18 protein-coding genes and 3 pseudogenes are annotated in these 22,564 nt (G+C 69.6%); 11 read left to right on the top strand and 10 right to left on the bottom strand.

The window, feature by feature from the left end:
• Window positions 1-190 precede the first annotated feature (190 nt).
• The gene (locus OG698_RS08495) at window positions 191-970 is read left to right on the top strand and encodes a PepSY domain-containing protein (protein WP_406102397.1); all 780 of its coding nucleotides are present in this window, start codon (window positions 191-193) and stop codon (window positions 968-970) included.
• A 340-nt stretch (window positions 971-1,310) separates the two neighbouring features.
• On the opposite strand, the gene OG698_RS08490 is transcribed toward OG698_RS08495, so the two are convergent.
• The 3 genes from OG698_RS08490 to OG698_RS08480 all read right to left on the bottom strand — a co-directional run bounded on the left by OG698_RS08490 (window position 1,311) and on the right by OG698_RS08480 (window position 5,506).
• Window positions 1,311-1,451, bottom strand: coding sequence for a hypothetical protein (locus OG698_RS08490; protein WP_406102396.1), 141 nt, complete (start codon window positions 1,449-1,451; stop codon window positions 1,311-1,313).
• A gap of 88 nt (window positions 1,452-1,539) precedes the next feature.
• Entirely contained in the window at window positions 1,540-2,313 is a 774-nt protein-coding gene (locus tag OG698_RS08485; RefSeq protein WP_406102395.1) for a polysaccharide deacetylase family protein, read from the bottom strand.
• A gap of 988 nt (window positions 2,314-3,301) precedes the next feature.
• The gene (locus OG698_RS08480; RefSeq protein ID WP_406102394.1) at window positions 3,302-5,506 is read right to left on the bottom strand and encodes an FUSC family protein; all 2,205 of its coding nucleotides are present in this window, start codon (window positions 5,504-5,506) and stop codon (window positions 3,302-3,304) included.
• Window positions 5,507-5,692: 186 nt separating this feature from the next.
• On the opposite strand from OG698_RS08480, the pseudogene OG698_RS08475 reads away from it, so the two are divergent.
• Together OG698_RS08475 and OG698_RS08470 are read left to right on the top strand one after the other, a co-directional pair.
• Window positions 5,693-5,887: pseudogene (locus OG698_RS08475) on the top strand (FAD:protein FMN transferase); the annotation flags it as partial.
• Window positions 5,888-6,224: 337 nt separating this feature from the next.
• Window positions 6,225-6,722, top strand: a complete 498-nt coding sequence (locus tag OG698_RS08470; protein ID WP_406102392.1) for a cupin domain-containing protein — start codon at window positions 6,225-6,227, stop codon at window positions 6,720-6,722.
• A 280-nt stretch (window positions 6,723-7,002) separates the two neighbouring features.
• Here OG698_RS08470 and OG698_RS08465 read toward each other — a convergent pair whose 3' ends face one another.
• Window positions 7,003-7,668 carry a calcium-binding protein gene (locus OG698_RS08465; RefSeq protein WP_406102391.1) on the bottom strand — a complete coding sequence of 222 codons (666 nt, stop codon included), beginning with the start codon at window positions 7,666-7,668 and terminating at the stop codon, window positions 7,003-7,005.
• Window positions 7,669-8,962: 1,294 nt separating this feature from the next.
• Between OG698_RS08465 and OG698_RS08460 the strand changes: the two genes are divergently transcribed.
• Window positions 8,963-9,733, top strand: a complete 771-nt coding sequence (locus OG698_RS08460; protein ID WP_406102389.1) for a CAP domain-containing protein — start codon at window positions 8,963-8,965, stop codon at window positions 9,731-9,733.
• Between the two features lie 583 nt (window positions 9,734-10,316).
• On the opposite strand, the gene OG698_RS08455 is transcribed toward OG698_RS08460, so the two are convergent.
• Window positions 10,317-11,216, bottom strand: a complete 900-nt coding sequence (locus OG698_RS08455; RefSeq protein ID WP_406102387.1) for an SDR family NAD(P)-dependent oxidoreductase — start codon at window positions 11,214-11,216, stop codon at window positions 10,317-10,319.
• Window positions 11,217-11,284: 68 nt separating this feature from the next.
• Between OG698_RS08455 and OG698_RS08450 the strand changes: the two genes are divergently transcribed.
• From OG698_RS08450 to OG698_RS08435, 4 genes and pseudogenes are all read left to right on the top strand, one after another.
• Entirely contained in the window at window positions 11,285-11,944 is a 660-nt protein-coding gene (locus OG698_RS08450) for a TetR/AcrR family transcriptional regulator (RefSeq protein ID WP_406102385.1), read from the top strand.
• 686 nt (window positions 11,945-12,630) lie between these two features.
• On the top strand, window positions 12,631-12,906 hold the full coding sequence (locus OG698_RS08445; protein WP_406102383.1) for a hypothetical protein: 276 nt from the start codon (window positions 12,631-12,633) through the stop codon (window positions 12,904-12,906).
• A 212-nt stretch (window positions 12,907-13,118) separates the two neighbouring features.
• A pseudogene (locus OG698_RS08440) lies at window positions 13,119-13,704 on the top strand (integrase core domain-containing protein); the annotation flags it as partial.
• Window positions 13,705-14,288: 584 nt separating this feature from the next.
• Window positions 14,289-15,761 (top strand): sialidase family protein, encoded by a 1,473-nt coding sequence (locus OG698_RS08435; RefSeq protein WP_406102382.1) that lies wholly within the window; start codon window positions 14,289-14,291, stop codon window positions 15,759-15,761.
• Window positions 15,762-15,849: 88 nt separating this feature from the next.
• Here OG698_RS08435 and OG698_RS08430 read toward each other — a convergent pair whose 3' ends face one another.
• Window positions 15,850-16,107: a hypothetical protein gene (locus tag OG698_RS08430; protein ID WP_406102380.1), complete on the bottom strand. Its 258-nt coding sequence runs from the start codon at window positions 16,105-16,107 to the stop codon at window positions 15,850-15,852.
• Between OG698_RS08430 and OG698_RS08425 the strand changes: the two genes are divergently transcribed.
• The gene (locus OG698_RS08425; RefSeq protein WP_406102379.1) at window positions 16,106-16,456 is read left to right on the top strand and encodes a hypothetical protein; all 351 of its coding nucleotides are present in this window, start codon (window positions 16,106-16,108) and stop codon (window positions 16,454-16,456) included. The genes OG698_RS08430 and OG698_RS08425 overlap by 2 nt on opposite strands.
• Window positions 16,457-16,770: 314 nt before the next feature.
• Window positions 16,771-17,787, top strand: coding sequence for an alcohol dehydrogenase catalytic domain-containing protein (locus OG698_RS08420; protein ID WP_406102378.1), 1,017 nt, complete (start codon window positions 16,771-16,773; stop codon window positions 17,785-17,787).
• A gap of 135 nt (window positions 17,788-17,922) precedes the next feature.
• On the opposite strand, the gene OG698_RS08415 is transcribed toward OG698_RS08420, so the two are convergent.
• From OG698_RS08415 to OG698_RS08405, 3 genes are all read right to left on the bottom strand, one after another.
• Entirely contained in the window at window positions 17,923-18,495 is a 573-nt protein-coding gene (locus OG698_RS08415) for a TetR family transcriptional regulator C-terminal domain-containing protein (protein WP_406102377.1), read from the bottom strand.
• Window positions 18,496-19,238: 743 nt separating this feature from the next.
• Window positions 19,239-20,723: a UDP-N-acetylmuramoyl-L-alanyl-D-glutamate--2,6-diaminopimelate ligase gene (locus OG698_RS08410; RefSeq protein WP_406102376.1), complete on the bottom strand. Its 1,485-nt coding sequence runs from the start codon at window positions 20,721-20,723 to the stop codon at window positions 19,239-19,241.
• 204 nt (window positions 20,724-20,927) lie between these two features.
• Entirely contained in the window at window positions 20,928-21,062 is a 135-nt protein-coding gene (locus OG698_RS08405) for a hypothetical protein (RefSeq protein ID WP_406102375.1), read from the bottom strand.
• 319 nt (window positions 21,063-21,381) lie between these two features.
• Here OG698_RS08405 and OG698_RS08400 point away from each other — a divergent pair, with 319 nt between their 5' ends.
• Window positions 21,382-21,513: a hypothetical protein gene (locus tag OG698_RS08400; RefSeq protein ID WP_406102374.1), complete on the top strand. Its 132-nt coding sequence runs from the start codon at window positions 21,382-21,384 to the stop codon at window positions 21,511-21,513.
• A gap of 175 nt (window positions 21,514-21,688) precedes the next feature.
• Here OG698_RS08400 and OG698_RS08395 read toward each other — a convergent pair.
• Window positions 21,689-22,019 (bottom strand): annotated as a pseudogene (locus OG698_RS08395) (helix-turn-helix domain-containing protein); the annotation flags it as partial.
• Between the last annotated feature and the right edge of the window lie 545 nt (window positions 22,020-22,564).

The raw sequence follows: 22,564 nt of genomic DNA, 5'->3' as shown, positions 1-22,564 counted from the left end.
CGAATCGGCCCAAGTCTGTTACCCGCATCGTCCCTTCGCCCGCGAAAACACGAGCGGATCGCGAGCCCCGGATGCTCAGCCTGGCGGAGCTGACTCCGACAACGGCCAAGAGGCGGCGCCGCATGGTCGATCGGGTGACTCCGGCCGTCGGGCAACATGGCCGATCGGTGTGAGGGCTAGGCATGGGGTTATGAGATATGAGTTCCGACGCAAGAAGACCGGCATCCCGCGCGCCCGCCACCTCCATGTCGTCGGCGCCGTGTGCGCCGTCGTAGCCTCAGCAGCTCTGATGACAGGCTGCGGCGGGGACAGTGGCAAGACGACAGCCGCAGCGACCGCGGAAGCGGCGAAGGTCATTCCGAACGAGGCGGCCACCCCGTCGGACAGCCCCTCCGGCAGCGCGCAGCTCACTCAGGACCAGTCAGCGCGCAAGAAGCTGCTCGGTGTCTCCAAGGTCACCTTCGACAAGGCCGCCGCCACGGCAGTGGGCGCGGTCTCGGGCAGCAAGCTGGCCGAACTCGACCTGAAGGGCCTGGACGACAACGACAACGACAACGACGAGAGCGAAAGCCCCAGTCCCAGCGGGACCCCCAGCCCCAGCCCGAGCGGCAGCTCCGCCGTCCCGGAATGGGTCGCTGAGGTCGTCGAGAAGGACGGGACCACGCACACCGTCCGCATCGACGCCATCTCGGGCAAGGTGATCCAGTCCGTCGCCGAGACCGGCCAGGACTCCGGCGACAAGCGTGAGATGGCCGACCGGATCGCCGGTGCCACGCAGACGCCGCAGCAGGCGGCCAAGGTCGCCACGGACAAGAAGCAGGGCACGGTCACCTCCATCAACCTGGATGACAACGACAACAAAGCCCTCATCTGGTCCGTCGACGTCGTCACCGAGGACTGGAACAAGACCGACTTCGAGATCGACGCGGTGAAGGGCACCATCACCCGCGAGGAGGTCGACCACGACTGACGCGCTGCCGCCGTGGGAGGCCGGCGACCCGGCCTCCCACGAGCACAGCTCCTGCTGCCGGAGCCACCTCAGGGAGCCGCACCGGGCTCTGACGCAGCACCTGCTGATGCACGGTGCACAGCGCAGGCCCCGGACCGGCACCCATCACAGCAGCGATGCGCGGCCGCGCGTCCTCGTACCCGAGCAAGGCGTCCACGCAGCGCCCGCGCGGTGCAGGGTCGGCGTCAGCAGCCGGGAAATCGCTCGCGCAGCGGATGTCGGCCAGGGGTCGGCGGCCCCAGCAAAACCTCGGCGTCGCACGCAACACCCATGGACCGACCGGTACATGGGGAACGCCGCTTCATCCGCTGTCGGCAGGCCGCACCAGCCCGGCCTCGCAGGCAAAGATCACGGCCTGGGCGCGGTCGCGGGCGGCCAGTTCGGACATGACGCGGTAGAGGTGCGTCTTGGCGGTGTGCCGGGTGACGCTTCGGGCAGCCATGGGCTTCTCCGTTGGATGGCGTCGGCGGCGATGCCACTGCCGGCTGCGTGCGGGCATCGGCTCCGAAGCATCGAGCCAGGGTCGAGGCTCAGCGCACCGGGAAGCCGAAGGAGTAGCCCTGTTCCTTGAGTTGGGGGAGAGCGCGGCGCAGGGCTTCGACGGTCTGGGCGCGGTCGCCGCCCGCGTCGTGGAAGAGGAGCGTCGGTCCGTTGGGCAGTTCCCGTTCGACGGTGGCGACGATGGTGTCCGTACCTGGACGCTCGAAGTCCTTGCTGTCCACGTTCCAGCCCAGCGGGCGCATGCCCCGGGAGGCGGCGAGCTTGCGGCTGTAGGGGGTGAAGGCTCCACCGGGTGCCCGGTAGTACATCGGCCGTACGCCCCCGGAGGCCTTGGTGATCATGCGTTCGGCGTCGAGGATCTGCTGCGACTGGTAGGCGTCGGACTTCTTGTCCATGGCGGTGTCGTGTGAGACCGAGTGGTCGCACAACCGGTGCCCGGCCGCGACGACCTTCTTCACGAGGTCCGGGTGCGCCTGGGCCTGCGGGCCCACCATGCAGAACGTGGCCTTCACCTCGTACTCCCGCAGCACGTCGAGCACTTGAGGGGTCCACTCGGGGTCGGGGCCGTCGTCGATGGTGATGTTGATGCCGCGGGTCCCCGCGTCCGAGGCGTGTGCGATGGTCACCGCGGTCGGTCTCACGTCACTGCCCGGTGCGGCCGGGGCGGTCGCCTCCGGTGACGAGCCGTCCGCGGCACCGGCCTGCGCGGTCCACACCGAGGCACTGGTGGCGAGCAACGTCACCCCGAGCGCGGCCCCCACCACCTTGCTGTTCCAGCCCCGCCCGTTGCTCCGCCGCGCCATGTCCGTCCCCTTCACGCAGTGCCTCACCGGTCCCGATCACCTTGCGATCACTGGGCAGGACGAGGCGCACGGGCTCATGGATGCATCCGTTACCGATCACGGACAAGTCCGGGAAGGTTCGCGGACAACTGCTGCGGCCCGGCGGCAAATCACGCAGCCACAACACCGGCCGCGTCATTGTGTCGGTTGTGTTGTTCTGTGTTCTTCAGGTGGGGCCCGGCTCAACAGGCCTGTCAGTCGCATCAGTTGAGCGCGCCCCGCTCTCCGGCGCGTATATGGGCACCGTCATGCCGCAGCACACGCACCGCTTTCGCTCGACGGCAACTGGAAGTCCATGTACGTCGACCGACGACGGTGACGGGGCCCCGGTGCCGTGCGTCTGGCAGAAGGTGCGTGAATGTGTGTCGGGGGCTGGGCGGTGCAGGCCATTGCATTGCCGGAGAGGTGAGTTGAGGTCTTCGTTTGAGCGACTGAAAACAACTTTTGCTGATAGGTGCTCCCGGAATCGAACGAGTCCGGCGCGTAGTCATGGGTGAGCTACGGCGTCTGCACAGCTCGCCGGGGTGGTCGGGGTGCGGTGGCTGTTCGATGAGCAACATGTCTCACGGGGAGGGGGACCCGAGAGGCTGAACGGGTGTCTACGGCTGCCTGTGTGGGGGAGAGAGACCAGTCGCGTGCCCGAAATCTGCGTCATCGCGACCGGGATTCTCCCGCGCAAGCCGCAACACCTAGAGCCGGACGGAGCGCACGGTCCGCGGCCTTCCTGAGGGCTTCGGCCGGGAAGTGGCAGCGTGGCGGCGTGCGACCAGATCGCGTTGTCAGCGCAGCGCCAGCACCGTATCTGGATGCACGAGCAACCTCACCCTGGGCAGCACCTCCGTCGGCAGCCGGTGCAGCAAAGCCGCCAAGAACGCCCGGTTCCCCACCACACAGATCATGAGCGACGAGCAGGGTTTCGACGTGCCACCGCCAACCGTGCACGAGCTCGTCAGGGGCCGGGGGACGCGGCTGCGGCCTCCCCGGTGATCCGCTCCAGGTCTGTCATCAGCGCGTCCAGCCACGAGACGGCCGCGTAGTACACCCGCGGAGCGCCCGGCGGCTCCACCGCGAAACCGTCGAAGTCGGGGTCCCGCAGCGGCACCGGGGCCTGCGGGGTGTCGCTGCCCGGATCGAGCCGCGCCGACACCAGCAGCATCCGCCCGGCCACCCGGTCCCCGAGGCGGGACACGGCCGCCGACGGCTCCAGTTCCAGGGGCGGTACGACGATCCGCTCCGGCGGCACCAGCAGCCGGTCGGCTCCCCACAGGGTGTGGTGGGCGGCCATCAGGGTCGCCTGCCAGTCCTGGTGGCCGTCCTGGTGGGCGGGTTCACGGAGGCCTGTCGAGCACTGCGGATCCTGGCCGGGGCGGGCGGCGGCCAGACCCTTCGGCTCGCTCTGGAACTGCGCGTACGCCGACTCCGCCATGACCAGTGAGTGCTGCAGCGAGCGGTGGCCCATCGCGGCTGTCACCGGCGCCCGCACCCCGCCCGCGGCCAGCTGGGCGGTGGTCGCCACCACGTTCTCCGCCGCACCGCGCAGCAGTACCGCCATCGACCGCCGCAGTTCGTCGTGGGCCCCCCGCGGCCAGGCGAGCAGCCCGAAGACAGCGCCGATCGCGCTGCCGGTCAGCACGTCCAGCAGCCGGAACTCGGCAAGCTGCCACGTCGTGGGCGCCAGCTGTGCGAACGCCAGGGCGACCACCAGCGTGAACATCGCCTGGGCCCAGCCGATGCCCTTGACCGGCCCCAGCGTGAACGTGATCAGCATCAGCGGCGGCAGCACCGCCGCGTACACGGCGATATCGGTCCCGACCAGCGTGAGCAGCCCGGCCACGATCAGCGCGCCGACCAGGGTCCCGGTCAGCGCCACCCGTACCGTCGACCGGGTCTCCCGTACGGTGGTCCGGGTCAGAGTCAAGGTCGCCAGCAGCACCCAGAAGCCGTGCGGCAGCGTGTCCACCCCCGCGATCAACCGGGCCGCGGCGAGGGCCAGGCTGATCCGTACCGCGTTCTGGAAGAACACCGACCGGGTGCCCGCGTGCCCCACCATCCGCCACCACCACAGCTGCGGCGCGCGCTTCCGGGCGTACCAGAACCGGCCCGGGGCCGCCTGTCCCGCGCCCGCCCGGCCCCGTACGGCGATGGCCGCCGCCGTGGACATCGCCAGCGCGGCGTCCGCGAGCTCCAGCACCGCCGCATGCCGGCGCAGCGCGGCCGGCGCGGCATCCGCGTCCGGGCCGGCCGCAAGGGCGGAACGGGCCCGCAGCAGCTCGGCGTGCGCGTCCCCGGCGGCGGGAGCCCGGCCCCGCAGACGGTCGGCCGTCTCGCGGGCCGTGTCCCGCACCGCGCGCAGTACGACCAGCCAGACCTCGGACTCGGCCGGCCCGGGATTCCACTGCGGGGGAGCGGTCAGCCGCGCCAGCAGGGTGCGGGTGGCCAGGCCGGTGTGGGCCATGCCCCGGTCCCGCACGCTCGGCCCGGCCGGCCGTTCGGCCTCCGGCACCTGCGAGGACCGCAGCGCGGTACTGGCGGCCTGGGCCTCCTGCGCCGTGCGGGCGGTGACCGCGTACGGCGGCCCGGTCAGCTCCTCGGCACACCGCCGGGCGCTGTCGGCGGCCCGCGCGGCCAGGTCCCGGTAGGGGACGGTGGGAGGATCCGGCAGCAGGAACGTCTCCGCGAGCACGAGGAACACGATGCCCACCGAGGCTCCGGCCAGCCGACCGCCGAGCGAGCCGGGGTCGTAGGGCGGAAACGACGGCAGGATGTACATCAGCTGGAGCCCGGGCGCGGCACCCGCCGGGCGCGGGCCGCCCACCGCGGAGAAGGCCAGCGCGAAGCCGACCACCAGCATCCCCGCCGTCGCGGTCCAGGTCCGCACCGACAGGTAGGTGCCGACGGTGATCAGCACCAGGCAGACCGGCAGCAGTCGCGCCACCACCGCGGCACGCTGCCGGCCTGTCCCGGGGATGTGCGACAGTCCCGCGAGCGACACCGCGGCGAACAGCGCGTAGGTCGCTGCGTCGGCCGAGCCGAAGCCGTACAGGAACAGGTAGAACCCGGCGCCGGCGGCCACCGTGACCCGCACGGAGCGGCGGGCCGCCGCCCGGTAGGCGGCGGGCAGCCGGACCCGGGGAACGCCACCGGTACCACGCATGCCACCAGGATCGCCCCGAGCCGTGCTGGCCGCCCGCCCGGGAGCGCATGTCCGTGGCGTCGTAGGAGTCGGCGGGCTTGGCGGTGGCGGTGATGAAGCCGCGGCCGAGTGGCGGGTACGGGACGAAGCCGATGCCGAGGTCGTCCAGGACCGGGAAGAGCTGTTCGATGTCCCGCTCGAAGAGCTACCGACGTCGCGGTCACCACCTCCGCCCGCTACGAACGCGGCGACCACATCATCGACGGCCGTACCGGGCGCCCGGCGACCCGACTGCTCAGCATGATCGTCATGGCCGCCGCCCTGACCGAGGCGCACTCGGTCGCCGCCGCGGCCTTCGCGATGGGCGCCGAGGGCATCGAATGGGCCGCCGGTCGGCGCGGCCCTGGGCGGCACCGTGGCGCTCGCCGTGTACGCGCGGGTCCTCTTCGCCACGTCCACCGTGCTGCCCCTGCTCACCATCGTCCCGATCCGCAGGTACCTGTCGAACCGGGCCATCGACGCGGTGGTCCGGCAGGGGTGTGCGGCCACGGACACGCCGGTGTCGACCGGCGTGGGAGAAACGTCCGGTGGGCACTGTCCAGCCCGTGAACGCCGGCCAATTGACCCATGAATTGGGCCGCGAAGTGCACCTCCTGAGAGGTCTATCTGCTCAATAGAGTTGCTTTCACAAGGCGCCGGGAGAGCCCGAAGCCGCAGCTCATAGGCAGGAACAACCATCATGAACGCGCAGACCGCACCCAAGGCCGTCCTCACCCGTGCCGCCACCGCCGAGACCACTGTGGACCCCAGCAGCGTGATGACACTGCTCGCGGACCACGGCACGGACGGCAGCGCCCTCACCAGCTATCGCTCCACGTTCGCGAAGGGCGCGGTCGGTGCTCCCGCGCACTTTCACACCAAGGCGTCCGAGCTGTTCTTCGTCTTGGACGGCGCCTTGCGCGTGCTGATCGATGACGAGGTCAAGGTTTTGGAGAAGGGCGACTTCCTGCTGGTGCCGCCGCACACTCCGCACGCCTTCGCTGCGGCCCCGGGCCGCGAGGCGGATGTGCTGTTCGTCTTCAGCCCGGGCATGCCGCGCTTCGACTACCTGCGCCTGCTGGGCCGTGTGATGCGCGGCGAGGCCGGTTTCGAGGAGATCAAGAACTCTTCGGAGCTGTACGACAACCACTACGTCGACAGCCCTGTCTGGCAGGCCGCCCTTCAGGACGCCAAGTAACTCTGCGCCGTTGCTCAGCCCTTCAGGCCCGACGACGTGATCCCCTCCCGAGGCGGCCGCTGCCCGATCACGAACCTGCGAGCAACTAACTGCACGTGTTCCGGTGCAGATGACCACGCGGTCATCTGCACCGTCGGCCGGGCGACCGTTCTCCCCGGTTCATACGGTGCCTTCTGTGTGAACCGGGTGCCGTAAGCCATCTGCCCCGAGCTGGAGCGTGTCGCGATGGTCTCCGGTGGGCTCGCCTCGTGGGAGGCGGGATGGTTCCAGTGCTTTGATCTCAGATAGTGCTGCCGGGGCCGCTGAGGGGGCGGGCGCAGACGTTGAGCGAGGCGCCGCCGTTGTTGGTGTTGGTGCCGGGGCCGCCGTCGAGGACGTCAGGGCCGTCGCCGCCGAAGAGGGCGTCGTTGCCGTTGCCGCCCCTGAGGGTGTCGGTGCCGTCCTGGCCCTCGATGCGGTCGTTGCCGTCGCCGCCGGTGATGACGTCGTTGCCGTTGCCGCCGCACAGGATGTCGTTGCCGCCGCGGCCGTCGATGACGTCATTGCCGCCGAGGCCGAAGATGACGTCGTTGCCGGGCGTACCGATGAGGAGGTCGGCGCGGTTGGTGCCGACGATGGTGGGCGTCGCGGTGGCGCAGGTGAGGGCGGCGGCCGGACGGACGGTGATCGTGAACTGCCTTGAGGCCGCGGGCACGTCGGAGTCGGGGTCGGTGGCCGTCACGGTGAACGTGTACGTGCCGATCGTCGTCGCAGTACCGGAGACCACTCCGCTCGTCGGGTTGAGGCTCAACCCGGGAGGCAGGGAGCCGCTGGTGACCGCGAAGGTGGGGGCTCCGGTGCCGCCGGTGGTCTGCAGGGTGGTGGAGTAGGCGACGTTCTGGGTGGCGTCGGGCAGCGGGCTGGTAGTGACGAAGGCCAGGTCCTGGATCGTGTAGCTGATCGTCACCTGGCCGTTGGCGCTGGGCGTTCCGATCGGCGAGGCGCTGTACGTGGTGCCCGTTCCCGTGGGGGTGGCGAAACTGCTGCCCCCACCACCGCTCCCCCGCCGGCTGCACCAGCGGTGGTGGCGGAAGCGCCACCACCGCCACCACCGAAGTAGCCGCCTCCGCCGCCACTGACAACGAAACTGGTGCCACAGCCGGAGTAGTTACCGCCGGCACCTCCCGTGCCGACCGTCGCACCGGAGAATCCGCCCCTGGTGCCGCCGGCCTGGCCCGTACAAGCCCCGGCGACAGCTCCGGCGCCTCCCGTACCTCCCGCGCCGGCGGTGCCTCCGCCACCGCCGCCCCCGGGCGAACCGCCGAGAGTCCCGCCTGTGCCTCCGGCGGTGCCGTCGGGGGTTCCGCCATTACCTCCCTGGGTTGGGAGATTGCGTCCCCCGCTGCCGCCTCCACCACCCGCTACCACGAGCAGGCTTCCGCCCGTCGCCACGCTCGACGCCCCGCCCCCGCCCGAGCCGGTAGACACGGGAGTGTGGCGGAAAGAACCGCAACAGGGAATAAGTCCTATTTGCGCGCCTTCCGAGCGTGTCTGGCATGCCCCTTCCTGGTTGGGTGACTGCATCCATCCGCACTCGCCGAGAAGCAGACGGAGAACACCGGGCGGCACGCCGCCGCGTCGAAGGGGCGCCCTCGGAGCGAACACTTCATTCCGAACCGACCTCGTCGAGTCGGCGACGGACCTCCAGAACTGGGCTCCGCCGCACCGCGAGCGCGCCAGGTGGAGTAGCCACGGTGTAAGCACCGGGACCCGGCTGCACCGCCTGACAACCGTCAACACCGAACACGGTCGGGGCGGGTCGCCGGCAGGGGAGTCACCCACCCCCGGCGCACTCGTCGTCCCGTGACATCAGACACACAGACTTTTGGCTCTCAGGTCGTCGAATAGTAGATCGAGGCTTGACGGCATAGCGCGTTTTATCCGTCTTGATGCAGACACGCTCCGAGCCGGATCGAGCCTTGTTCGACCCGCTCAACGCTCTCGCCCGTTCGTGCGGCGAACAACGGCTCCTGACGGACCAACAGACTTCTTCGCCACCTCGAGAGCCGGACCAGCACGCCTGCGCGCCTGTTTCAAGAGCCGTCCATCGCTACGAGCCGAGGTAGTACTGCCGCCTGTTGCCGCACCCCGACACCAGTTCCAAGAATGTCGGCCGCAAGGCGTCTCCGCGGCCCTGGTGCAGGAACTGGGCAGAGCCGAACCCCCTGGGGGCGCTCCGCGATCACCGAGCGAGGTCACGCATGAGGAAGCACCGCAGGAAGTCGTACCGCCGGCCGATAGCCATCGCTGTCATCGCGGTAGGAGCCGTGGGTGTGCCCTCCGCCGCCATGGCGTGCCTGAATACTCAGGGTGATGCGGGCGGTCGCCCCTCCGGCCACTGGGGGGACGCGAGCTCCCACCAGCGGTGGACGGGCTCGTCCTGGGGTCATGAGCCGACTGCGCGAGCGTCGAAGAGCTCCACCGCGACTCCCAACGCACCGAAGACCTCTGCGACGCCCAGGGCACCGAAGACCTCTGCGACGCCCAGCGCATCAAAGACCACTGCGAGTCCCCGCGCACCGAAAACCACCGCGGCTCCCAGCGCACCGAAGACCACCGCGGCTCCCAGCGCATCTGCTACGACCGCACCGGCATCCGGGGCCACGGCCCGCGTACTGACGCTCGTCAACAACGAGCGCAGCAAGGCCGGATGCTCCCCGCTGACCATGAACGCGAAGCTGACCAAGGCCGCTCAGGACCACAGCGAGGACATGGCATCCCACCGGAACATGTCCCACACGGGCTCCGACGGGTCGTCGCCCGGCGACCGGATCACGCGTGCCGGTTACAGCTGGAGCTCCTACGGCGAGAACGTCGCCTACGGCTACTCCACGCCCGACGAGGTCATGGCGGGCTGGATGTCCAGCCCGGGCCACAAGCGCAACATCCTCGACTGCTCCTTCAAGGAGATCGGTATCGGCCTCGCGCAGCCCAACAGCTACTGGACTCAGGACTTCGGCACGGCCCGATAGGGACACTGCGGGGGCGGTGCGCATCCTTCACCATTGGTGCATTTCCATGTGGGTGGGTGACCGTCGCCGAGTGTCATGGCGCAGGTGGGGCGTGCACCCCGCGCTCAGTCCGACTCCGTATCGAAGGTGCTCCCATACCTCACCAAGACCGCGTTGATGATCTGGCGGTTGCAGGTCTGAGCTCCCTGGCCGGAACGAAGACGCAGAGTGCAAGGGGTTTGGTGCGGCGGTCGTGCGCGCTGCTACGGGGCGGTGGGGGCGCTCGCCTCACCTGCGTTTCCTCGCGGCCTCCAGCGGCGCGCCCGTGCTCTCCGGCGCGCGAAGTGCTTCCTCCGGCAGGCGGCTGCTGTTGGCGCCGGGCGCGCTGAAGCGACGCATTCCGTCCGGACCGAAGGGGGCGGCGGACGGATCCGGGGAGGACGCGAACATCGGGCTGCCTCTCACGGTGGGGAACGATCGGCATAGACCCTGGTTGTTGCGGGTCGTGAGGTTGTTGACAGGGTGCGGGCGGTGTCCGCAGCCGGCGACCCGCCTGTGACATGAGCGCGAGGCGGTAGCGGACAGCTTTGGGGGCGGCCCCAGGTCATGGGATGGCACGCTCGGCCTGCGGCGGCAGGTCCACGGGGTACGGCTCGACGAAGTCGGCCGAGCGGCTCGCCTGTTCCCAGGCGCCCGCCTCGGCCAGTTGGCGGCGGGAGTAGTCGAGTGCCATGGTCACCGCGTTCACCCCGAGCAGCAGATGGCCCGGGACCCGACCGCGCCGCACCGTACGCACGATGATCGCGGCGGCCCGCTCCGGGTCGCCGGCGCCGCCGGACGTGCCCTGGCGCACCCGCCGGTTCATCGCGCCCACGGTCTCGTCGTAGGCGTCCGGAACAGGGTGGACGGTCATGGACGAGCCGGCCCAGTCGGTGGCGAAGCCGCTCGGCTCGACGACCATGACCTGCACCCCGAACGGCGCGGCCTCCGCGGCCAGCACCCGGCTGAAGCCGTCGACTGCGAACTTGGCCGCCTGATACGAGGCGATGCCCGGGGACCCGCCGACGCGCCCGCCGACCGAGGAGAACTGCACCACGGTGCCCGACCCCTGCCGGCGCAGGGTGGGCAGGGCCGCCTTGGTCACGTTGTAGACGCCCCAGAAGTTGGTCTCGAACTGGGCGCGGAAGTCGTCGTCGTCCGATGTCTCGACCGGTGACACGTTCGCGTACCCCGCGTTGTTCACGAGCACATCGATGCGGCCGAAGCGGGCGAGCGCGGCGTCGACCGCCGCGCGTGCCGCGTCGGGGCTGGTGACGTCCAGCGGCAGGGCGAGGGCGCGGTCGCCGTACTCCGCCAGTTCCTTCGCGAGGGCCTCGGGGTGACGGGCGGTGGCCACGACGAGATCACCCGCGTCGAGGACGGCGGTGACCAGAGCGCGGCCGAATCCGCGGGACGAACCGGTGATGAACCAGACCTGCTGTGTAGTGCGTACGTCTTCACTCATGCATTTAGTACAACACCGTTCTCTAAATAACGCAACGCCGTTCTGTTAACTGTTCCTATGATGGCCCCATGAGTCAGCCAGCCTTCCAGCGGGCGCGCAGCGCCGAGGCCAAGCAAGCGCGTGAAGGGGCGATCCTGGACGCGGCCCGGACGCTCGGCCGGGGACGCGGCATCCGCGACGTCACCCTCACCGACATCGCCACCGAAGTGGGCATGCACAAGTCGGCGCTGCTGCGCTACTTCGAGACGAGAGAGCAGATCTTTCTCGAGCTCACCGCGGAGGGCTGGCGGGAATGGTCCGCCTCGCTCCGTGCCGACTTGGCGGCGCGGAGCGAGGCGACCCCCACGGGCGTCGCCGAGGTCTTCGCCGCAACGTTGGCGGCGCGCCCCATGTTCTGCGATTTGCTCGCGCAGGCTCCGCTCAACCTGGAACGCAACGTGTCGCTGGAGGCGGTACGCACGTTCAAGCTCGTCACGCTGGATGAAGTCGACCTGATCGGCGGCGAGTTGAGCCGCCTGCTGGGCCTCACCGAAGAGCAGGTCCTCGACATGATCTCCACCGCCACCGGCATGGCCGGCGCGCTGTGGCAGATGGCCAGCCCGGGCCCGCGCCTGCGGGAGCTCTACGCCGACGACCCCCGGCTCGGGCACGCGATCGTCGAGGTGGAGCCCCGACTGCGCCGTATCCTCGCCGCGTTCCTGACGGGAGTCCGGGTTCCGGCCTGTTGAGGCTCTTGAGACCCCTCGGGGTGAACGCCGCTTTCGCGTCCTTGAGGGCCTGGAGCCGCAGCCTGAGCTGCGCCCACCAGCCCGGGACGTCCTGGGCGAGGCGGCACCAGCTCTCCACCCGCGCCGGTCGTCATCGTCGAAGGCATTGATCGCCGATCTTGGGCCGCATTCGCCGCCCGCCCCGCTGTCTCCACCTGTACGCGGCAGGGGACCTGGAGGGTGCGAGGAGCGGGGCCAGGTTCCTGATCCGTGACCGTGACTCGAAGGTCACGCAGGCCTTGATCGGCACCCGCAGTGCAGGGGGCCGGCCGGGCGGGACGCTGGGCCGTCCGATCCGAGCACCGGGTCGGCCGGACAGGCCGGCTACCGCGCTTCGCACAGTCGCAGTTACCCGGCGCGATCGCCCCCGTGGTGCCCAGGACGGGCGGGGGAGAGGATGCGACGCTGGAGTGAGGGGCCCGCGAGTGGAGGTCCTAGTGCGTCTCGTTCGGTCCGGGGCCATCTCCTTCGGCCTGGTGACCATGTCCCGGTGCGGCTCAATGGCTGCAACGCAGAACCGTGCGGTCAGTCTGTGAGCCCGCCGGCCAGGCGCACCACTCACCGAGCGTCGCCAGGCGGCGTTACCGCGCGGATCCGGCCCGCCGGGACCAGGCCCGCGCGACCAACCCGGAAGGCAGGTGCGTCCCATGCGCACGTCGACCCGTATCGCCGGTGTCCTCACCGGCCTGACCCTCACCCTCGGCGGTGCGGTCTTCGCCGCCCCCGCAGTCCGGGCGGACATCCCCGCCTGCACACAGATGGCCGGACAGGCCGGTGCCACCGACACCGACGCCGTCACAGCGGCCTGCAGCCGTGGCGTGGTCGGAGACCTGCAGAGTTGTGTGACCGGGCTGACCGGGGCCGGAGTGGCGGGCGGCGCCGCCACCGGTGCCTGCCGGGCGGCGGCCCACGAACCGCGTTAGAGGACCGGGCGCGGCAGCCGGCCGCCGGTACCGATCGGAGGCGGGGTACGGCCCGTCTCCTCCCCAACCTCCGACCTGCCCGGACACAGCGCGGCCCCGGTGGGCAGCCTCGACGCCAAGGACATCGACGTCGCCCAGCTCCTTACCGATGCGCACGCGGCGTACCGACGCGGCCGGTCGAGGGCGGTGACGTAATGCCTCTCCGGGGCCGTGGCGAACTCGTCCACATCGACATCAAGAAGCTCGGCAACATCCCCGACGGCGGGGGCCGGCGGGCCGTGGGCGGCACAGCAGGCGACCGCAACCGTCAGGCAACCACCACCCTGCGCAGAATCAGCACACCGGTGATCGGCCACAGCTACATCCACTCCGCCGTCGCGATGGCCACTCCCGCCTGGCCTACAGCGAGATCCTGTCCGACGAGGGACAGTACCCGCCATCGGCTTCTGGGAGCGGGCCGACGTCTTCTTCCAGGCACACGGCATCACCGTTGAACGCGTCCTGACCGACAACGGCGCCTGCTACACGTCGAAGCTGTTCACCCAGGCTCTGACCGCGGCTGGTATCACCCACAAGAAGATCCGGCCCTACCGGCCGCAGACCAACGGGAAGGTCGAACGCTTCAACCGCACCCTCCTGGACGAATGGGCCTGCCAACGGCCCTACCAGTCGAACGACGAGCGGACGGCAGCCCTGGCAGACTTCCTCCACACCTACAACCACCGCCGCTCCCACACCGGACTCGACGGACAGTCACCCATCAGCCGGGTCAACAACGCTGCGGGTCAATGCACCTAGCAGTCGCGGTGTGCGCTGTGGGGCGTCACTGTACGACGACGTGACCCGTCTCCCGGGAGATGCGTCCGGGAGAAGGCGCACAAGAACGAGCAGTCCCGCCGGCCTCGAGCCTGGATGTGTCGACGGTGATGGAGTCTTCCTTCGGGCACGGGCGATGATCGCGCCGCTGTCCGCATTGAGGTGGCCCTTGCCGATGCCCTGACTCATCCCCACCGTGGAAGAGGTCCAGCAGGTCATCCCGCTCTACCATCCCGTCTGAGCCAAGGCCGACCCCGCCGACATCGCCAACTACCAGGCGGCCCACGCCCCTTCCGGCGCTCTACGAGACGGCGCCGTAACAGCACGACCCAGGAGCCGACCGGCACGGTACACCGCCGGTCGGCTCCGCCGTGCTCCTCGACGACCGACGACCGACGACCCCGGGGAGGACTCCGCCCTTCGGCCCATCAAGGCCACCGGCAACAACGCCGAAAAGGATCAAGCGGAGTCGCCCCACCCCCGCGTTCCGGTACGCCTCCGCGCCCCAGGCCGCCGCGATGACGGCGGTCCCGTACCCCGGCCGACAGGCCCGGAGGAGATCCCGCATGCGCGTCTTCCTGCCCCTGACCGCCGTCACCACCGCCGCGCTCCTGCTCGTCACGGTCACCGGCGCGACTCCCGCCGCAGCAGACCGGAACCCCGACGGCACACCGCTGGTCAAGGTGTCCCACGGCGACCCGTACGCGGACTGCACCATCGGCGCGAGGTCCCCCGACAGCATCGTCTACCCGGCCACCGAGGTCGAGGCGTACCTGTCCGTCGATCCGCGCGACCCCAAGCGCGTGGTCACCGTGTTCCAGCAGGACCGCTGGAACGACGGCGGCGCCCGCGGCCTGGCGGCCGGCTGGACCACGGACGGCCACACCTTCCACCGGAGCACGCTGCCGTTCAGCCTGTGTGCCCCCGGCGGCGCGGACTACGAACGGGCCTCCGACCCCTGGGTGAGCACCGGACCGGACGGCACGGTCTACGCCGGCGGGGAGGGCGTCGACTTCACGAAGAGCACGCGCAGCGCCCTCCTGGCAGTCACGTCTCGCGACGGCGGCCGCACTTGGCAGAACCTCACCACCACGCACGTCGACGAGCAGCCGTTTTTCAACGACAAGCCCTCACTCACCGCCGACCCGATCCGCAAGGGCACCGCCTATCAGGTCTGGAACCGCCTCGACAACGACCCACCCGGCCCCAGTTCCCTCGACGGTCCCGGCTACATCTCCCTCACTCGCGACGGCGGCCGCACCTGGAGCAAGGCCCGGCCGTTCGTCGACACCAGCACCGTGCCCAACACCCAGACCATCGGCCATCTGATCGTCGCCGACCGGCGCACCGGCACCCTGTACGACTTCTTCGACCGGATCACCTACTCCGACGACCTGAGCACCGTCGTCGAAGCCCGGTACGAGGTGGTCACCTCGACCGACGCCGGAGAGACCTGGAGCGCCCCGGTCGCCGTGGCCCGGGACACCTCCGTACCGGAGGTCGACCCGAACGACCCCACCAAACTGCTGCGCGCCGCGGCCACCCTGCCCAGCCCGGCCGTCGACCCCAAGACCGGCAGGCTGTACATGGCCTACGAGGGCTCGGACTTCTCCGGCGGCAGGTTCGACTCCGTCCAGCTCGTGCGCTCCACCGACGGCGGACGCACCTGGGGGACCCCCGAGCTGATCAGCCCGGAAGGCGTGCCGGCCTTCTCACCGTCGATCGCGGTCGCCGAGCGGGGCACGGTCGCGCTCACCTACTACGACCTGCGCTTTCTCAAGCCGGGCGACACCACCACCCTGCCTACCGCCTATCAGCTGGCCACACTGCCGCACGGAGACCCGAAGCTCCAGAGCGAACGACGGATCTCGCGGGTCTTCGACTGGCTGCAGGCGCCGTTCGCCGGGGGCTACTTCCTGGGCGACTACCAAGGCCTGGTGGCAGACGGCAAGGGAGTCCGGGCGGTGCTCACCGAGACCCACTCCGGCGCACCACAGAACCGTACGGACGTGTACACGAGCAGCCTCCGCACCCGCTGACCGACGCGGACGCCATCGGTCGGCCCGACCGCCGACTCCTGCTGCAGGCCTCGGACCCTGCGCCTGCCGAAAACCTCATCCGTGCATCTCAGGCGGCATGTCGGCACTCGTGGATCACTCCACCGAGGCGGTAGTGCCAACGTGTGTCGAGGCGGGCGATCCGGCCTTGATCGGCAATCGGTTCGGGGAGGGCGCGTAGAGGTGCTGCCTGCTTCATGGCCTGGTGAGCGCGGTGCGAGTTGTAGGACTGCTCGTATTCGTGCAGGGCGTGGCGCGGGTGGGTTTCGTTCCAGGTGAGGGTGTGGTCAAGGAGTTCGTGGCGGCAGGACTGCACCCAGCATTCCATGATCGAGTTCATACGCCGGCGGTTCGCGTGCTCGATCGCGGCTAACACGTACAGGCGCGTCGGCGCTCCTGCGGGCGATCACGTTGCGGTGCCGGCGCAGTACCGTGGCCGGTCTCACCAGCAGTCGCATCCGGCGGAGCACCTTCCGTGGCAGGCCGTGGAGGAGCGACGCCAGGAGAGCCCGGTCGCTTGCATGGGAATGAGCCTGCTGTCCGTTCAACTGCCGTTCCAGAACGCCGATCTGGTGGCGCAAGGACAGGATCTCGACAACCTTCTGATGGTCACTCAGCCGCATCGGTCGCAGCATTGCGGACGCGTTCGTCGAACCCAAGTACGCCAGTCGCAGTAGCGTGAGCAATCATCCTGCCGCGTCAGCCGGACTCGTGCGATGCCGACGGTTCGAGCGGTCTCAGCCGGCGTCGAAATCCTCCCACCTGCATGGACGGGGTATTCGGCGAGCGCAGGGTTGGACGAACGCCGAGAAGGCGCCCATCGATGACGAGTTGGTGGAGCTCGCGGTGTGCCCGGTTGGCTTGACGATCCCAGGGAAACCAGCCATTGTTGAGTAAGACGACCGGTCATATTGACCGAATGTGATGTCTGCCCGCGGACGATATTCGCGGACGGATCCGGCGTGCGAGCCACCGACGAGCAAGGAGTGCCATGTCCACGTACCGAGCGTTCGAGGTCACGGGGGCGCGGAAGTTCGAGCTGGTGGAGCGTGAGGTGCAGGAGCCGCCGCTGGGGCATGTGCGCCTGCGGGTCGAGGCATGCGGCGTCTGCCACACCGATGTGGTGGCCGTCGAGGGGATGCGGCCCGACCCGTCCGCTCCGGTGGTTCCCGGGCACGAGGTCGTCGGCGTGATCGACGCGGTCGGTCCCGGGGTGACGACATGGCGGGTCGGTGAGCGGGTGGGCGTGGGATTCCTGGGCGGCCAGTGCGGAGTGTGCGACTTCTGCCGGCGTGGCGACTTCGTCAACTGCGCGGACCAGCCGCAGACGGGCACTGACGTCGACGGCGGCTATGCGGAGTCGATGGTCGCCAGGGCCAGCGGCCTGGTCCGGATTCCTGAGGGGATCGGCTCGATCGACGCGGCGCCACTGCTGTGCGCGGGGCTGACGGTGTTCAGTGCGCTCCGGCAGATCGAATCCGTCCCGGGCGCGCTGGTGGCGGTGCAGGGTATCGGCGGCCTTGGGCACCTGGGCGTGCAGTACGCGAACAAGCTCGGGTTCCGCGTCGCCGCGATCGCCCGGGGCATGGGGAAGGCGGAGTTGGCCAAGCGGCTCGGCGCCGACCACTACATCGACAGCTCCACCGAGGACGTCGGCGCGCAGTTGCAGAAGCTGGGCGGCGCGGCCGGGGTCGTCGCGACTGCCGCGAGCGGTGCCTCGATGTCGCCGCTGGTCTCAGGACTGGCGCCGCGCGGCCGCATGGTGGTCGTCGGTGCCGCCGTCGATCCGGTCCAGGTGCAGACCACGGACCTGATCTTCGGCACCCGCACGCTCACCGGAAGCCTGACCGGCAGTTCCATCGACAACGAGGACAGCCTCCGGTTCGCCGAGGCCCGAGATGTCCGCCCGATGACCGAAGTCATGCCGCTCGCCCAGGCGCCCAAGGCGTACGAGCGCATGATGTCCGGCGAAGCCCGTTTCCGTATCGTCCTGAATGTGGCTGTCTGACATTGAGTGGGAACGGCCTCAAGGATCTGACCATCGCTGCGCATGGCGGCCTCGACCGCTAGAACTCAAGGTCCGCGGCAGGGGGCTCGGTGGTCGCGCTCTCGGGTCGTGGAACCGAAGAAGCACCCCGCGCGCTCAGGCGAGCAGGGTGCCGAACACCGTGTCGAAGAAGACCTCGTAGGAGGCTTCCGAATGCTCGGACCGGGCGGAGATGAGCGTCCCCTCCCAGGCGTTGAGGATGAACCGGGCGAGCGTCTTCGCGTCTGCGGTCGCCGCGACCTGGCCCGACTCCTGCGCCTGGGCGATCGCAGCCGTGAGAGCCTGCGCCCAGCGCTCCAGGCTGACCCGTACCGCCTCGCGGATCACATCGCTGTGGTCGGCCATCTCCGTGCCGAAGCCGCCGATGAGGCAGCCGCGCGAGAAATCCCGGCCGGTGTTCTCGTCACGGAGGAATTCGAAGTGCTGGCGCAGCCGGAGCAGCGGATCGACCGACGCGTCGGTGAGCTCCGAGAGTCGGCGGCTCTCGCCGTACCGCTCCAGGGCCACCACGGCCAGCGCCTCCTTGCTCACGAAGTGGTTGTAGAACGACCCCTTTGGGACGCCCGCGCTGTCGGTGATGTCCTTGACGCCCGCCGCGTTGAACCCGCGCGCGTGGAACTGCTCGACCGCCGCGTTGACGATCTCCTCGCGCACACTCCTTCTGCCCACCAGGAGACTCCTTCATGGCAATATGACCAACCATCTTAGAAGATTACCATGCACGTTTTGTCATCATTGGGCCGAGTGTGGCGGGGGTGCCGAACGCATCGTGCGGTCAACCGCCGGACGCCTCGGTACTTCGCCGAGAGCCGCGCAGGTGAGGGGAATCCGGCTGCCGTCACCGTCGTCGGCCTCGCGCCGCCGCAGCGAGGGGCCTCGCTCTCGTCGGCTTGGCGGGGGCTGCTTTAGGGCACCAGCAGCCGCGTCGGTCCGGCACCTGCCGTCCGGCGCCGGTCTCCGCCACGGCGTTCGTGCAGCGCGGACTCCCGGCTCGCTTGCCACTTCGGGCCAAGCTCTTTGAGTAACTCGCCGAAGTGTGCGCGGGAGATGCCGGACAAGGCAGGTTGGGAACAGGCCGCGCGGGCCCAGATGCGCTTCACTCCTCGCGGTGAACCAGGCCGTAGCCCTTTGCCCGCGAGATGGAGGCACCCCGCCGTTCTCCGGGGCGCCGCTGGGTTGCGACCCGGACAACGCGCCCCGAGTCTGTGGAGCAGCGAAACGGGGTGGGGGCCCGCACGCCAGCCGCGTGTGGGCCCCTCGTCGCGGCCGGCGTTGTGTGTACAGGACACCGAGCCCCACAGCGGCGGTCGCTGCAACGGCGGGGGCCTTCTTCGTCTGCGCGGAAGTCGGCCCCTCGTCGACGCCGATTGCAGCGCGCTGCAGCCTGCCGGGCGTCGAGCCGGCCCGTGCCCCTACCGCGTGGCGAGTTCGCGTACCGTCGCCATGTCGCTGAACGGGAGCAGTTCTTCGTTGACGATCTGGTAGGGCTCGCTGCCCTTGCCCGCGATCAGGACGATGTCGCCGTGCCCGGCGGCGGACAGGGCGAAGGAGATCGCGCGGCGGCGGTCGGCGAACCGCTCGAAGGTGACCCCGCTTGCCATCAGGCCCGGGACGACCTGGTCCATGATCTCCCGGGGGTCTTCGTTCCTGGGGTTGTCCGAGGTCAGGACGCACAGATCGGAGTAGGTGCCCGCGATCTCCCCCATCGGGGCGCGCTTGGTGATGTCCCGGTCCCCGCCACAGCCGAAGACGGTGATGACCCGGCCCGAGGCGAAGCCGCGGATGGTGGTCAGCACCTTCTCCAGAGAGTCCGGGGAGTGTGCGTAGTCCACGATGACGGACGTGCCGTCCGGGGTCTCGTAGCGTTCGAACCTTCCCGGGATCGGGGGCATCTGCTCGAGTGCGCCGACCAGTCCGGCCAGATTGTGCCCGATGAGGTGGCAGGCGGCGACGGCGGCCAGTGCGTTGGAGACGGAGAACCGTCCGGGAAGGGGGATCGCGGCCGGATACTTGTGGCCGGCGTGGTGCAGGGTGAAGCGGGTGCCGACGGCGTCCATGGCGAGGTCGGTCGCGCGGTAGTCCGCCTCCGCGTCGATGGCGTACGTGACGACCGCCCCGGGCATCATCGCCCCGATGTCCGCTCCGAGCGGATCGTCGGCGTTGACCACCGCACGCCGGCACAGCCCCTGGAACAGGCGCAGTTTGGCGTCCCGGTAGTTCTCCATGGTGCCGTGGTCGTCCAGGTGATCCTGCGTCAGGTTGGTGAACACCCCTACGTCGATGAACGAGTGGTCCAGGCGGTGCGTCAGCAGACCCATCGACGTGGCTTCCAGCACGACGGTGGCGACACCGCGGTCGCGCATGCACCCGAGCAGATACTGGAAGTCCGGCGACTCCGGGGTGGTCAGTACCGACCTCGGCATCGGAATCAGCTCGTCTCCGATCCGGCTGCCCGCGGTCCCGATGACCCCCACCCTCGCGCGCTCGGCGATCCTCAGCACCGACTCGACCATGTACGAAACCGACGTCTTCCCGTTGGTGCCGGTGACGGCCACCATGTCCATCTGCCGTCCGGGCTCGCCGTGGTACCGGGAGGTGACGACCGCAGCCGTCTTGCGCGTGTCCGGCACCGCCACGACGCACACTCCCGCGTCCGACGCCCAGGTCGCGGCCGGAAGCTTCGGCGCCGCGGAGTCGACGAGAATCGCCACCGCGCCGCGTGCGACGGCCGGTCCGACGGACTCGAGGCCACCCTCGCGGTGACCGGGCACCGCGATGAAGAGGGATCCCGGAGCGGCGCGGTGAGCGTCGAAGCACGCGCCCGCGGTGATCCTCGTCTCCGGATCGCCCGCAAGGACTTCATGGTCGTGCCCGGCGAGCAGCTCGCTCAACTTCACAGGGGTCCTCTCGGAGATGCACCGGCTGCCGGTCGTCCGGCGGTCGGCGCGCAGGTGGCGCCCAGGGCGCCAAGGGGTGACAGAGCAGGAGATTGTGGCGAGGACAGCCACAGTGCGGTTGCAGAGGAGAAGAAGACGGCGGTGCGGAAAGGCTTCCGCCGACAGAGAGGCGGGATGATCAGGGCCGAGGACTGCCCGGAATCGCTAACCGTGGCCGTGCAGCGCGCGGCAGCAGGCCGCCGGCATGTTCACCAGGTTGACGCGCGCACGTGCGGCGGACGGACGCAGGGCATGAGTGGCCTGGAACAGGCACTCCCTCACGGCACATGTGCGACCCATGTGTGGAGTGTACGTCCGGCCGCGGGAGCGATCTCCCGAAGTTCCTCCCTGATCTTGGACGGCGGGTGTGTCGCCTCGGCGGAACGGGAGTCGTGATCGGTGGTCGGTCGCGCGTGTGACCTGCAAGCCTTCCAAGGGTGAGGTGGGCTTGGTCTGCTTTGACGGACATCTGAGATCAGGGGTTCTGCCCCGGAAGATGTCCACGATGGAGAGCACGGGGAAGAAGAAGCCACGCCCTCGCCGTTCGTTCACGCCGGAGTCGGAGTCGGAGTCGGAGTCGTTGGCGATGCGCACCGCCTCGTCTTCGTCGTCGTAGTGGATGACGGCCAGGACGGGATTCGCCGCGGCAGACCTTGACCTGGTGTTCTGTGCTGAGGGCTACGCCATCGATGTTCACCTCCGGCTGGAGGCCACCGATGCCGAACTGACCGACCTGATGAACTCGGTCTGACGCAGCGGAGCTTATGCGCACCGAAGCGCACCAGATCGAGCGGGGAACAGTGGGGAATCACGGTGAAAGCCGCAGAAGCCGATGAGGGGTCGCCCCCAACGGTCCGCCCAGGTCAGTGCCCGACGCTCCCAGGCGGACGCGCTGCTCGCGTGCGACTTCCCGGAAACGGTCACACTGTCCTGGAATTCCGTTCGGGTGCCGGATCGATGACGGCCTCTTTGGGGATCTCCCAGACGCTGGATGGGGCCACCTTCACTCCCGGGACAAGCAGTTCGCCGTGCAGGCGGCGATATCCCGAGTTGGGATTCTCCTTCGCCAGACGCAGCACAAGGGCGCGGACGGAGCGTACGGTCCGAGGCCGTCCCGGGCGCTTCGGCGGGGAGGTGGCAGCATGGCGGCGTGCTACCAGGTCGCGATGCCGGCGCAGCACGGTGTCGGGGCGCACCAGCAGTCGCACTCTCCGCCGGGACGTCCAACGGCAGCCCGTGGTCGGCAGCGCCGGACAGGAGCGCGTCGCCCTGACACCCATGTGAGGAGGGGCACTTGGTTGTGTCGGCGGCTCTCGCCGGATGCACCTCGCCTGCGGCGGAGCGGTGCGCGTGCCGAGAATTGCGTCCGCCCAGATCAACACTCGGCGTGGCCTCTTCGACTCCGCACGGCATGATGATCACTCACGCTCCTGCGCCTCGCCAGCCCGACCGTGACGAATGCCCTTCGCCACACTGCGTCTGCTCCCGCCAAGTGAGCGTGCCAAGGGCGCCGAGTTCCTGTCCTTGTGCGACCGGATCACCATCCTGGAACGGCAACTCGGCCCGGAGGAAGTGAAGTTCTCTCCCGAGGTCCGGACCTTGCTTGCAGTCCTCGCACCGCTGCCCCGCGAGGTGCTGCACCGTCTGCGCCTACTCGTAGGGCCGGACACGGTTCCTGCGGTGGCAACGCAGCCTGATGAAACAGCGGCAGGCACGCACCTGCCGTCCCAAGCGGCCTTGACGACCGCACGCCAACCGCTCGATCCGGGCTCTGGTCCTGTGCCTGTCCCACGAGAACAGCG

Source organism: Streptomyces sp. NBC_01003 (genome assembly GCF_045162695.1).
GTDB lineage: Bacteria > Actinomycetota > Actinomycetes > Streptomycetales > Streptomycetaceae > Streptomyces.
The sequence above is the reverse complement of the archived record's forward strand: the minus strand, read 5'-3'. Positions and strand labels throughout refer to the sequence as shown.